Below are 12,019 nucleotides of genomic sequence, written 5' to 3' on the forward strand. Positions count from 1 at the left end.
GGCGCGGGTCAGCGTTCCACGAACGCCTTCTCGACCACGAAATGGCCGGGCTCGGCCTGGCTCCCTTCCGAGAAGCCGATCCCGAGCAGGTGGCCGCGCATGTCGGCGAGCATGTCCGGGCTGCCGCAGAGCATGATCCGGTCGCGCGCCTCGTCGAAGGCCGGCGTCGCGAGATCGTCGAACAGGCGGCCTGACGTGACAAGGTCGGTGATGCGGCCGCGGTTGCGGTAGGGCTCGCGGGTCACCGTCGGATAATAGACGAGCTTCTCCCGGATCTCCTCGCCGATGAATTCGTGCTCGGGAAGGTCGCGCGTGATCAGATCCTGGTAGGCGAGCTCGGCGATGTGGCGGACGCCGTGGACGAGCACCACGCGTTCGAACCGCTCGTAGGTCTCGGGGTCCTTGATGATCGAGAGAAACGGCGCGAGCCCGGTCCCGGTCGACAGCAGCCAGAGCGCGCTCCCGGGCAGGAGATTGTCGTAGACCAGCGTGCCGGTCGGCTTGCGCCCGACGAGGATGGCGTCGCCCTCGCGCAGATGCTGGAGCCGGGAGGTGAGCGGGCCGTCCTGCACCTTGATCGAGAAGAATTCGAGCGTCTCCTCGTGGTGCGCGCTCGCCATGGAATAGGCCCGGAGCAGCGGCCTTCCCTCGATCTCGATGCCGATCATGGTGAACTGGCCGCTGCGGAAGCGGAACGACTGGTCGCGCGTGGTCCTGAAGCTGAACAGCGAATCCGTCCAATGCCGGACGTCGAGCACGGTCTCGTGCTGAAGGTTGCTCATGGTCCTGTCCTCGACGAAGCCCCGCGCCATCGGGCGGGGCGCTCTGGATCGGACCGATTCAGGTCAGGCCCGTATGGTAGGAGTACCGTCATACGGTAGGACCAGAATATCGACCTGTCAATTGTGCACGGCACAGGTAGGAAGCCGGCGGACTTCCGCCAATCCGACCCGCTAGCCGCCGCGCGTTCCTTCGTCCCGGCCGCCTTCGCCGTGCGCGCGCCCGGCTGCCGCCGCGAACGGCCCTGCGGCACCATCAGCACCAGCGACCGCTTGCGGACGCTGAAACGGAGCGGCGGCGCGAGGCGGCAGAGATCGCCGTCGATGGTGACGTGGAGGAGCGGGCGCCGGCTCTCGATTTCGACCTTCTCCGCCCGGCGATAGCGGAGATAGCGGCTCTTCTTCCAGTGCCCGACGGCCATGCGGGCCGCCAGCCGCAGGAAGCCGAGCGGGCCGATATGGCGCACCGTATAGAGGGTCAGATGGCCGCCATCGAGCCGCGAGCGCCGGAACATCCGGCCGAGCCCCTCGTCATATTCGTTGTTGAGGACGGCCAGGAAGCGGACCCGCACTTCCTCGCACGCGCCGTCCACATTGACCCGCACGCGGAGCCGGGGCGCCCGCCGGAACAGCAGCAGGAAGGCGGCCGCGAGGCCGGCCCAGCTCCTGGCGCCGATCCTCGCCTTCAGCCTGCGCCGGATCTCGGAGAAGGTCGCGGCGAGCCCGATCGTGCACTTGCTGACGAAGATGCGGCCGTTCACCTCGCCGAGATCGATGGCGAGCGGGACGGCGGCGGCGAGTGCTGCCACCGCCGACGCGAGGTCGAGCGGCATGCCGATGTCGCGCGCAAGCAGATTGGCCGTGCCGCCCGGGAGGATCGCGAGCGGAATCCCCGTCCCGGCGAGGGCCTGCGCGGCATGGCTCACGGTGCCGTCGCCGCCGAGCACGGCGATCGCGTCCGCGCCGGCACTCCGCGCCGCCGCCAGGCACTCGGCCGCGTCGGCGCCTTCCATGATGCGCGGGGCGAAGCCGGCCTCCCGGAACAAGGCAGCGAGGTCGCGGCGGGAAATTCCGGCCGTCGCGCCGGCCTTCTCGTTCACGACCAAAGCGACCGATCGGACGTCCATTCCAGGAAAAGAAGAAATCCGCATTCGGAGTTCCTGGGGTCCACGCCCGGCGACCAGCGACCGGTTCGCGCACCCCGGGACGCGCGCCCGCGCGGCGTCCGTCCCCCGGCCGCCCTCTTGGCCCTTCTGCCGGCCCTTCTGCCGGCCGCCGTGCCGGATGCGGGATTTGTACGTTTTTTTGAACAGTCGGTTGACATGCCTCCCCGCCCGGGCAAAGCTTGTCGCGTGAGCTTCGCCCTCAGGACTCCGGGGAGGGGAACCAGGGGTAAGCTCTTGTCATGATGAGCTTTCCGAGGCCGTGGCGGGGCATGCGGCGGCATTCGCGGCATGCGCGGATTCCGGCTCGACCACCTTCCAAGCGCTTCGTCCGCTCTCGTGGCCAGAAATTGAACATCTCCGATCGCTGTGGGGAGTGACGGATGGATATGCTGGGTCACGCGCTCGCCATCGTGCTCGATCCCTACCGCATGGTGGCGCTCGTCGGGGGCGTGCTCATCGGCCTGGTGATCGGGGTCATACCGGGGCTCGGCGGGGTGATCGGGCTCGCGATCCTCATCCCGTTCACCTACGGCATGGATCCCTATGCCGCGCTCGCCCTCCTCGTCGGCATGCACGCCGTGACGACCACCTCCGACCTCATCCCCGCCATCCTGTTCGGCGTGCCGGGAACGGTCGGCGCCTCCGCGACGGTGATGGACGGCCATGCCCTCGCCAAGCTCGGGCGCGCCGGGCAGGCGCTCGGCGCCGGCTATTCGGCCGCGCTCTTTGGCGGCCTCTTCGGCGCGGTGCTGCTCGCCCTCTGCATCCCGATCATCCGGCCGCTCGTCCTCTTCCTCGCCTCGCCGGAGCTCCTCTCCTTCGCCGTGTTCGGGCTCTCGATGGTGGGCACGCTGAGCGGAAAGGCGCCCCTGAAGGGCCTGGCGGGCGCCGCGATCGGGCTGATGATCGCGATGATCGGCTTCACCCCGCAGACCGGCACCATGCGCTGGACCTTCGGCAGCTTCTACCTGTGGGACCACCTGCCGCTCGTCCCGTTCACCCTCGGGCTCTTCGCCGTTCCGGAGATGATCGAGCTCTTCGTCTCCCGCGGCTCGGTCGTGCGCGACGGCGCCAAGCCGGATTTCCGCCTCCGGGCGCAATATGAGGGGCTCCGCGAGGTGCGCCGCAACATGGGGCTGGTGCTGCGCTCCTCCTGGGTCGGAACCTTCCTCGGCGCCGTCCCCGGCATCGGCTCCGCCTCCATCGACTGGATCGTCTACGGCCAGGCGCAGCGCTTCTCGAAGAATGCCGAGAGCTTCGGCAAGGGCGACATCAGGGGCGTGATCGCGCCGGAAGCCGCCAACAGCGCGAAGGAGGGCGGCGCGCTCCTGCCCACCATCGCCTTCGGCGTGCCGGGCGGGGCCGGCATGGCCGTGCTCCTCAGCGCGTTCCTGCTGCACGGCCTGGTGCCCGGCCCCGAAATGCTCGGCAAGCATCTCGACCTCACCTATTCGATCGTCTGGAGCCTCACGCTCGCCAACGTCATCGGCACCCTCATCTGCCTCTCCGCAAGCGGGCTCTTCGCGCGCCTGTCGACCGTGCGCGCCGGCAAGCTCGTGCCGCTCGTCATCGCCTTCATCGTGATCAGCGCCTATCAGGGCTCGGCGAGCTGGGGCGACCTCTATTCCCTCGCCATCTTCGGGCTCGTCGGCTGGTGCATGAAGGAGAACGGCTGGCCGCGGCCGCCGATGATGCTCGGCTTCGTGCTGGGCGCCCTCTTCGAGCGCTATTTCTTCATCTCCACGCAGGCCTATGGCTGGGAATGGGTGCTCCGCCCGGTCGTCCTGGCGGTGTTCCTCGCATCCGCCTACGTCATCTACGGACCGCTGAAGACGCATCTCGGCGCCACCATCCGCGACCTCCGCAAAAGCCACGTCCGCCACTTCCAGGTGAGCGCACAGGCGCTCTTCACGCTCGCCGTGATCGCCGTGATCGCCGCGGCGCTCTGGACCTCCACGGCCTGGCCGCACGCGGCGAGGATCGTTCCCCAGATCGCCGGCTCGGCCGCCCTCTTCTTCGCGCTGGCGACGCTCGTGGTGGAGCTCTTCGCGCCGCGCGCGGCGGAGCCGGACACGGCCGCCGGCATGAGCGCGCCCCGCCGCGCGGCCGCCTGGATCGTCGCCAACAGGCCGCTCCGGTTCTTCCTCTGGTTCGGCGGCTTCCTCGTGCTCGCCGCGCTGGTCGGGCTGCTGCCGGCGCTGTTCGTCCTCGTGCTCGCCCAGAGCCGCTTCGAATTCAGGCAGAGCTGGGCCTATTCGGTCGGCGTGACGGTGATCACCGTCGCCTTCATCTGGATCTGCTTCGGCTACGTCTTCAACGTTCCCTGGCCGCAATCCTATCTCGGGGACCAGTTCCCCGCGCTGCGCTTCGCAACGGGCCTCGTCTGAGGCCCGGAGGCGCCCGCCCCGCCCGCAAGAGCTGCCCACGACCACCAGGACGGACCGAAATGTCGAAGAAGATTCAGCTGACGCTCGCCTGCGGCGACTACGAGATCGTGCGTCCCCTGAAGGAGGGGATCGTCCAGCCGGACGGCATCGAGCTCACGGTGCTGACCGGCATGGATTCCACGACGCGGCACTGGCGCTTCCTGCGAAACCGCGACTTCGACATGGCGGAGACCTCGGCCTCCTCCTACATCGTCGCGCGCGACAACGGCTATCCGATCAACGCCCTCCCGGTCTTCCTGCACCGGCGCTTCCGGCACGGCTTCGTCTACATCAACACCACGAAGGGCATCACCAGGCCGACCGACCTGATCGGCAGGAAGGTCGGCCTGAAATCCTTCCTCGTCACGGCCGGGCACTGGATGCGCGGCATCCTCGAGCACGAATACGGCGTGCCGCACCGGTCCATCGAATGGGTCACCGAGCTCGACGAGGACGTCGATTTCACGCCGCCGCCGGATCTGAGGACGACGCGGCTGCCGCACGACAGGTCGGTCGAGGCGATGCTCGCCGATGGCGAGCTCGACGCGCTCATCCATTCGAGCCTCATCAAGCCGCTCGTCAGCAAGGACCCGCGCGTCGCGCGCCTGTTCCCGGACTACAAGGCCGAGGAGATCCGCTATTTCGGGAAGACCGGGATCTTCCCGATCATGCATGTGCTCGGCATCAAGAACGAAGTCCTCGAGCGGTATCCCTGGGTCGCCGTGAACATGTTCAACGCGTTCAACGAGGCGAAGGCGATCGCCATGAAGCGCATGGAGAATCCGCGCATCGTCCCGCTCGCCTGGTACCGCGAGGCCTGGGAGGAGCAGCAGGAGGTGCTCGGCCCCGATCCCTGGGAATACGGGCTGACCGACCGCAACCGGCATGCGCTCGCGACCCTCGCCGGCTATTCCTACGAGCAGGGGCTCATCCGCCGGCCGATGTCCCCCGACGACCTCTTCGTTCCGGTCACCCAGGGGCGAAAGCGCGGCGACGAGTTCCGGATCTGATCGCGTCCGGCGGAGACGGGCCCGGCCGTCCCGCATCCCGGCTCACGTCCCGGCTCATGTCAGGGCGAGCCAGATCGAGGCGAGCACCCCGGCGACCGGGGGCAGGAACCATGACGAGCAGAGCCGCACGACCACGAAGCGGCCGCCGAGGAGCGGCAGCTCGTAGGAGACGACGCGGTGCACGGCGAAGATCGACCAGGCCGCCAGGAAGGTGACGAGCTGGGCCTGGCCGGCGCCCATGCGCCAGACCAGCAGGGCGATCGGGAAGGCCGCCATCGGGCCGCCCGGCACGAAGGCGCCGATCAGGGACGCGGCCGCGATCCCGCGCCAGCCGCTCTCCGCGCCGATCAGGGCGCCGATCGATTCGGTCGGCACCAGACGGGCGAGGGCCGAGCCCACGAAGACCGCCAGGCAGAGCGGGATCAGCATCCGTCCGCCCTGGCGGCCGGCCAGCCGGAGCGCGTCGCCGAGCCGCTCGCGCCGCTTCAGCAGGACGAGCGTGCCGAGCACGATCGTGAGGGCGAAGAGGAGGAGGCTCGCGGGCTCAATCATCGGTCCGCTCCACCCTCAGCAGGGGAAACCGCACGGTGAGCCAGCGCGCGAGGAGACCCGCCAGGATCGGCAGGGGGATGCTGCAGGCGAGCCGGAGAATGCCGAACTTCATCCCCATCAGCGGGATTTCCCAGACCACGAGACGGTTGATGCCGATCGTCGCCCAGGCAACGAGGAACGCGATCAGCGCGCCGATGTCGGCGCCGGCCTGGCTCAGCGCGAAGACGAGCGGGAAGGAGGCGAACGGACCGCCCGGCATGAACGAGCCGATGGCGGTGGCGAGCAGGATGCCCCGGAATCCCGACTGGCCGCCGAGCGCACGCGCGATCCTCTCCCGCGGCAGCAGGACCGAGCTGAAGCCCGCGATGAGGAGCCCCATCGTCAGCTCGGGCACGAAGTCGAGGAGCTGCCAGACGGCGTCGACGGCGCTCGATTCCAGGAGCTCGGGCCCGCCGACCTTGAGGCAGGCAAAGCCGGCGGCAATTGCCAGCAGCAGGAAGAAGAGCGCCGACCAGCTCACCATGCGGCGCCCCTACCGACGGAGCACGGCCGGCTTCAACCCGGCGCCCCGCCGGCCTGCGCCCGCAGGATCTCCCGGACGCGGCGCGGCGTGACCGGCAGCCGGGTCACCGCGCCCGGGATGCCGAGCGCATCGTCGATCGCGCTCGCGACCACCGCGCCGACCGCATTGATGCCGCCTTCCCCCGCACCCTTCACCCCGAGCGGGTTGCGCGGGCTCGGCGCGTCCTCGGCGATGAGGCAGTCGATCGGCGGCACCTCGGACGCGGTCGGGATCAGGTAATCCGCGAAGGTCACCGCCAGCGGCTCGCCGGTCTCGGAATAGGTGAACTCCTCGAGGAGGGCGCCGCCGAGCCCCTGGACGCAGGCGCCGACGAGTTGCCCCTCGACGAGGAGCGGGTTGATCGCGCGGCCGACGTCGTAGGCGATGAGGAAACGCTCGACCACCGCCTGCCCGGTGTCGCGGTCGACGCGGACGACGGCGAAATGCGCGCCGTATGGGAAGACCGTCTCGTCCGTGTTGAACCAACCTTCCGCGGAGAGGCCGGGATCGCGATCGCCCAGCACCTCCGATCCGGGCGCCATCCGGCGCGCGAGGTCGCCGAGCGAGATGGAGGGGCCGGCCGGCACGTCGTTCCGGCGGATCGTCCCGTCGACGATCGCGAGGAGATCGGCCGGCGTCTGCAGGATCTCCGCGGCGACCTCGAGCGCCTTGCGGCGGAGGTTCGTCGCCGCGACATGCACCGCATTTCCGGTCAGCACCGTGGCGCGCGCGGCATGGGCACCGATGCCGTACGGTATCCGGTCGGTCTGGCCGTGGATGACCCGGATCCGGCCGTACGCGACGCCGAGCGCCTCGGCGGCGATCTGGGCCATGATGGTGGCGAAGCCCTGGCCGACCGAGGCGCCGCCGGTCAGCACCTCGACCGTGCCGCTGGTGTCGACGCTGACGCGGGCGCCGTCCGCGGGGCCGCGGCCGCTCTCCTCGAGGAACGTGGCGACGCCGAGGCCGACCGCCTCGCCGGCTTCGCGGCGGCCGCGGATCTCCGCCTGGAGCTCGTCCCATCCGAACCGCCGCAACCCTGCTTCCAAGAGCGCGGGATAATCCCCGGAATCGAGCGCAAGCGCCTCGGCCCCCGGCTGGTCGAACGCGATGGTGCAGGGCATCGCCTCGCCCGGAATGAGGTTCCGGCGCCGGATCTCGACCCGGTCGATGCCGAGCCGCTCGGCTACCGCATCCATCAGGCGCTCGCGCACGAAGGTGCCCTCGTAGCGGCCGGGGGCGCGGTAGGTGGCGGCCGGAGTCTTGTTGGTGAGCCGGTACCGGCCCGACGCGCGGTAGGCCGGGATCCGGTAGGGTCCCGGCAGCATGCTCATCGTCCGCCCCACCACGCGCGCCGCGTGGGTGCGCACATAGGCCCCCTGGTCGTGGTAGATCACGGCGTCGAGGCCGAGAAGGCGGCCCGACGCGTCGACGGCGGCGCGCACGACGTGGCGCTGCTGGCGCGACTGGTTCGCCGCCATCATGTGTTCGCGGCGGTCCTCGATCCACTTCACGGGGCGGCCGAGGCGCATCGCCGCCACCAGCACGAGCACGTCCTCCGGATAGAGCTCGCCGCGGATTCCGAACCCGCCGCCGACATTGCCCTCGTGCAGATGGATGGAGGCCGGGGGCCGCTTCAGCATTCGGACCAGCGTTTCCCGGTTCCGGTGCGGCACCTTGGCGGCGCCGAAGAGCTCGAGGATGTCGTTGCGCGCATCGTAGCGCCCGATGGCGCCGCGGGTCTCCATCGGGACGCCGGAATGCCGGCCGATCGCGAGGTCCAGCTCGACGATCTCGGCCGCCGCCGCGAACGCCGCCGCGATGTCTCCGTAGCTGTAGTCGACGACGATCGGCTCGCTGCCGAGCCCGTCCCCGAACCAGCCGGTCGCGCCGGCCGCGTCGACCACCACGTCGAGCGGCTCGACGTCGACGGCGACGCGCTCGGCTGCGTCCTCGGCCAGGTAAGGGTCCTCGGCGAAGACGGCGGCGACGGGATCGCCGACATAGCGGACGCGCCCCGCGGCGAGCACCGGCTGGCGATAGGGCTTCAGCACCTCGGCGGTCGGGTCCCGGAAGTCGATCGGCGGCAGGTCCGCGATGTCGTCATGCGTCCAGACGGCCACCACGCCCGGCGTGTCGCGCGCGGCCTCCGCGTCGATGCCGAGGATCCGGCCGTGGGCGTGAGCGGATCTGACGACGCGCATATGGATCTGCCGCGGGAAATTGATGTCGCCCGCGAACGCGCCCTGTCCGGTGACGAGCGGGCGGTCCTCGATCCGCGTCACGCCGTGACCGATCACGCGGCGCTCGCGCGCTGGCGGGGGAGCCGGATACTCGACGTGCTTCATGCGGGCGACCTGGGGCTCGGATGCGCCGCCGGCGCTTGCCGGGCGGCAATTCGGTGCGTAGTGCAGCGCATCATTGACATCGGGCGCGGTTCAGAAATCAAGCCTGAATCCCGTTTTTCGTACAGATTGGCTCCCGGCAGCGTCCGTCCTGCCTCTTTCGCCCGATGAGGCCCGCCGCGCCATCGGGCGGGAGCCAGCGCAGGCGCTCCGGCCGGGAGATGCGCGGGCGACATCAGCGTGGAGTGTCTAGATTCCGCGCGATCTTCCAAAAAATGATACGAATTCCTGAATGGCGTTGACTTGCCAATTTTGGCGCGATGAACTGGCGCAACGGGGCCAGGGGCATCCCTCGGGATGAGGCCTCCGAAATCGGGGAACACAGGAAGGGAAACCTGCAATGCTCACTCGGCTCGCCTCGAGCCTGCTCCTCGCTTTGGCCGTGCCGCTCGCGGGCCAGGCGAAGGCGGACTCCGTCGAAGACTTCTACAAGGGGAAGACCGTCAACCTGATCATCGGCTACAGCGTCGGCGGCGGCTACGACACCTATTCCCGCGTGCTGGCGCAGCACATGGGCAAGCACATCCCGGGCAACCCGACCGTCGTTCCGCAGAACATGCCGGGCGCCGGCAGCCTGAAGGCGGCGAACTACATCTTCAACGTGGCGCCGAAGGACGGCACCGTGTTCGGGACCTTCGCGCGCGGGCTCGCCATGGAACCGCTGATCGGGACCAGCAGCACCCAGTTCGATCCTTCCAAGTTCACCTGGCTGGGCAGCATCGCGGAAGAGAAGAGCGTCTGCGTCACCTGGCACACCTCCCCGGTCAAGACCTGGGAGGACGCCCAGAAGACGCCGTTCAAGGTGGCCGGCGAGGGTTCGGGGTCCGATCCGGACATCTTCTCGAGCGTCGTGAAGAGCCTGTTCGACGTGCCGATGGAGCTCGTCACCGGCTATCCCGGAACCAACGAGATGACGCTCGCCATCGAGCGCGGCGAGGTCGACGGACGCTGCGGCTGGTCCTGGAACGTCATCAAGACCGCGCAGGCCGACTGGGTGCGCGACAAGAAGCTGAACATCCTGCTCCAGATGTCGCTGCACCCGATCGAGGACCTGCCGGACGTCCCGAACGTCATGAACATCGCGCAGACGGACGAGCAGAAGCAGGTGCTGAAGCTCGTGCTCGGCCGCCAGGTCATGGGGCGGCCCTATGCGGCACCTCCCGGCCTGCCGCCCGAGCGTGCCGAGGCGCTGCGCAAGGCCTTCGAGGCGACCATGAAGGACCCGGACTTCCTGGCCGAGGCGGAGGCCCGCGGTCTGGAGGTCAGCCCGATCACCGGCAAGGAGCTCGACGAGCTCGTGGCGGACCTCTACGCCACGCCGAAGGAGACGCTCGCCCATGCCCGCGCGGCGATCGGAGAGGCCGCGCGATAGCGCCTGCGGGCCGGCGGCGAGCCGGTCCCTCCGCGCACGAAACTGCCGTTTCCCCGCACAGTCCGGCCCGGGGAAGCGGGCCCGGACGCGCCTTGCCGGCCTACCGTGCCGACCTGCCGTTCGAGGCGAGAAGCTCGCGGAGATATTCGGAGGCCGCGCGTCCCTTGAGCGCGGTCCGCCACATCTCCTTCACCGAGCGCTCGTGGAGCGCGAGCGCCTCCGGCGCGGAGGTCAGCATGGCGACGCCGAGCCGGATGTTCGGCTGCTCGCCGAGCCGGAACGGGCTGATCGTCAGGATCTTGCGGTCCGGCTGCCGGAAGATCTGGAAGCCGGTATGCGGCAGCGTGCCGGTGACGAGGCCGATCTGGACGCCCATCGGCTCGTCCTCGATCACGGACGCGAAATGCTCCACCTCGGCGCGCGCCAGCGCGCGGCGCTCGGCGAGCACCTTCTCGGGCAGGAAGGTGCGCCCGATGAAGCCGTTCCGGAGGAAGCGCTCGATATCCATCGCCGAGATGAGGTTCACGATCCCCGGATTGCGCTGCCGGTAGACCCTCTTGCGCTCGCGCAGCAGCTCCATGATCTGGCCGATATCGGCGAGCGCGCGCGCCCGGTCGCTCGCATCCTCCGGAATGCTCTCGTTGAGCACCATTTCGAGGCTCTGCTCGAAGCGGTCGGAGGCGAGCAGGAACGAGATCGGGCCGGCGAGCACGACGATCTGCTCGGCCTTCTCCTCCACCTGCCGGGTGCGCTCGAAATAGCTCACCGCCGAGGGGATCCACTCGATGCCGACGCCGAGCAGGGTCGGAACGGAGACCTCGAGGAGGTCGGACAGCTTCTCGAGCGTCTCGAGCTTGACGAGTTCGCCCTTCTCGAGCCGGTAGAGCGCCGTCCGCGAAATGCCGATGCGGCGCGCGATCTCGTCGGCGCTGAGCGCGGAGCCGAGCCGGAACGCCTTCAGCCGGTCGCCGATCTCGTCATACCGGAAGCCCATGAATCCTCCTCTCCCGCCGGTCTCGACCCGCGTTCCTGCTTCATCCTGCTTTCATGCGGGCCCGCGCGCCGTCAAGCGGGATCGCGCGATGCCGCGTGGCGAACGTGACGAGGGCTGGACGGCGCCGCGTCTGGCCAAGTGTTCACTTTTTGGCTAGTGTCTCCAAAATGTGCATATCGGCGTGCCGTCCCGGTCCGCGGCCGGGACCCGCCTCGAGGACCTTCAAATGCAGCTCAAGAACAGTTTCGACGTACCGCTTCCGCCGGACCGGGCCTGGGCGGTGCTCATGGACATCGAGCGGATCGCGCCCTGCATGCCGGGCGCCGAACTCCTGGAGACGATCGATCCCGAGACCTACAGGGGCAGGGTGTCGGTCCGCCTCGGGCCGGTCGCGCTGACCTTCGTCGGGACCGCCAAGTTCGAGGCGGTCGACGCCGCCGGCCGGACCGCGCGCGTGAAGGCGCAGGGCTCGGATGCGAAGGGACGCGGCGGCGCCAACGCCACGGTGACCTTCGGGCTGGAGCCGAGCGGGGCCGGCACGCGCGTCAATGTCGACACGGATCTCAGCCTCTCCGGCGGCGTGGCGCAGTACGGGCGCGGCGTCGGCATGATCCAGAGCGTCGCCGGGCAGCTGATCGGGCAATTCGCCAAGAACCTCAAGGCCGAGATCGAGAGCGAACCGGCGCCGGCCGCCGCGGGTCCGGCGGCTCCCGCCGAGGCACCCGCAGCGCGCGGCGCGCCCGGCGCGGCTGC

The 12,019-nt window shown here is 69.5% G+C and carries 10 protein-coding genes; 4 read left to right on the forward strand and 6 right to left on the reverse strand.

What is annotated here, in order from left to right; translation table 11 throughout:
* Window positions 1-8 precede the first annotated feature (8 nt).
* Both E4O86_RS10725 and E4O86_RS10730 read right to left on the reverse strand, forming a co-directional pair.
* On the reverse strand, window positions 9-782 hold the full coding sequence (locus E4O86_RS10725; protein WP_161140535.1) for a ferredoxin--NADP reductase: 774 nt from the start codon (window positions 780-782) through the stop codon (window positions 9-11).
* A complete protein-coding gene (locus tag E4O86_RS10730; RefSeq protein ID WP_161140536.1) occupies window positions 779-1,930 on the reverse strand; it encodes a diacylglycerol/lipid kinase family protein in 1,152 nt (383 codons plus the stop codon). Before E4O86_RS10730 ends, E4O86_RS10725 begins: the two co-directional genes overlap by 4 nt.
* A 395-nt stretch (window positions 1,931-2,325) precedes the next feature.
* Between E4O86_RS10730 and E4O86_RS10735 the strand changes: the two genes are divergently transcribed.
* Together E4O86_RS10735 and E4O86_RS10740 are read left to right on the forward strand one after the other, a co-directional pair.
* Complete coding sequence (locus tag E4O86_RS10735) at window positions 2,326-4,332, forward strand: tripartite tricarboxylate transporter permease (protein WP_161140537.1); 2,007 nt, start codon at window positions 2,326-2,328, stop codon at window positions 4,330-4,332.
* 59 nt (window positions 4,333-4,391) lie between these two features.
* Window positions 4,392-5,381: an ABC transporter substrate-binding protein gene (locus E4O86_RS10740; RefSeq protein ID WP_161140538.1), complete on the forward strand. Its 990-nt coding sequence runs from the start codon at window positions 4,392-4,394 to the stop codon at window positions 5,379-5,381.
* A gap of 54 nt (window positions 5,382-5,435) precedes the next feature.
* Here E4O86_RS10740 and E4O86_RS10745 read toward each other — a convergent pair whose 3' ends face one another.
* The 3 genes from E4O86_RS10745 to E4O86_RS10755 are packed head-to-tail and all read right to left on the reverse strand — an operon-like array spanning window position 5,436 to window position 8,843.
* Window positions 5,436-5,933 (reverse strand): hypothetical protein, encoded by a 498-nt coding sequence (locus E4O86_RS10745; protein ID WP_161140539.1) that lies wholly within the window; start codon window positions 5,931-5,933, stop codon window positions 5,436-5,438.
* The gene (locus E4O86_RS10750; protein ID WP_161140540.1) at window positions 5,926-6,456 is read right to left on the reverse strand and encodes a permease; all 531 of its coding nucleotides are present in this window, start codon (window positions 6,454-6,456) and stop codon (window positions 5,926-5,928) included. The genes E4O86_RS10745 and E4O86_RS10750 overlap by 8 nt, the downstream gene beginning before the upstream one ends.
* Window positions 6,457-6,488: 32 nt before the next feature.
* The gene (locus E4O86_RS10755; protein ID WP_161140541.1) at window positions 6,489-8,843 is read right to left on the reverse strand and encodes a xanthine dehydrogenase family protein molybdopterin-binding subunit; all 2,355 of its coding nucleotides are present in this window, start codon (window positions 8,841-8,843) and stop codon (window positions 6,489-6,491) included.
* A gap of 397 nt (window positions 8,844-9,240) precedes the next feature.
* Between E4O86_RS10755 and E4O86_RS10760 the strand changes: the two genes are divergently transcribed.
* Window positions 9,241-10,272, forward strand: a complete 1,032-nt coding sequence (locus E4O86_RS10760) for a Bug family tripartite tricarboxylate transporter substrate binding protein (RefSeq protein ID WP_161140542.1) — start codon at window positions 9,241-9,243, stop codon at window positions 10,270-10,272.
* A gap of 100 nt (window positions 10,273-10,372) precedes the next feature.
* On the opposite strand, the gene E4O86_RS10765 is transcribed toward E4O86_RS10760, so the two are convergent.
* Window positions 10,373-11,266 carry a helix-turn-helix domain-containing protein gene (locus E4O86_RS10765; RefSeq protein ID WP_161140543.1) on the reverse strand — a complete coding sequence of 298 codons (894 nt, stop codon included), beginning with the start codon at window positions 11,264-11,266 and terminating at the stop codon, window positions 10,373-10,375.
* A gap of 226 nt (window positions 11,267-11,492) precedes the next feature.
* Between E4O86_RS10765 and E4O86_RS10770 the strand changes: the two genes are divergently transcribed.
* Window positions 11,493-12,019 (forward strand): SRPBCC family protein (locus E4O86_RS10770; RefSeq protein ID WP_161140544.1); only part of this gene is annotated, 527 nt, incomplete at its 3' end.

It is taken from the genome of Propylenella binzhouense (assembly GCF_009866965.1).
Taxonomy (GTDB): Bacteria; Pseudomonadota; Alphaproteobacteria; order Rhizobiales; family Afifellaceae; genus Propylenella; species Propylenella binzhouense.

Coding starts and splice junctions, on each gene's coding strand:
- E4O86_RS10725 (WP_161140535.1), bottom strand. CDS start 782: ATGAGCAACCTTCAGCACGAGACCGTGCTCGACGTCCGGCATTGGACG.
- E4O86_RS10730 (WP_161140536.1), bottom strand. CDS start 1,930: ATGCGGATTTCTTCTTTTCCTGGAATGGACGTCCGATCGGTCGCTTTG.
- E4O86_RS10735 (WP_161140537.1), top strand. CDS start 2,326: ATGGATATGCTGGGTCACGCGCTCGCCATCGTGCTCGATCCCTACCGC.
- E4O86_RS10740 (WP_161140538.1), top strand. CDS start 4,392: ATGTCGAAGAAGATTCAGCTGACGCTCGCCTGCGGCGACTACGAGATC.
- E4O86_RS10745 (WP_161140539.1), bottom strand. CDS start 5,933: ATGATTGAGCCCGCGAGCCTCCTCCTCTTCGCCCTCACGATCGTGCTC.
- E4O86_RS10750 (WP_161140540.1), bottom strand. CDS start 6,456: ATGGTGAGCTGGTCGGCGCTCTTCTTCCTGCTGCTGGCAATTGCCGCC.
- E4O86_RS10755 (WP_161140541.1), bottom strand. CDS start 8,843: ATGAAGCACGTCGAGTATCCGGCTCCCCCGCCAGCGCGCGAGCGCCGC.
- E4O86_RS10760 (WP_161140542.1), top strand. CDS start 9,241: ATGCTCACTCGGCTCGCCTCGAGCCTGCTCCTCGCTTTGGCCGTGCCG.
- E4O86_RS10765 (WP_161140543.1), bottom strand. CDS start 11,266: ATGGGCTTCCGGTATGACGAGATCGGCGACCGGCTGAAGGCGTTCCGG.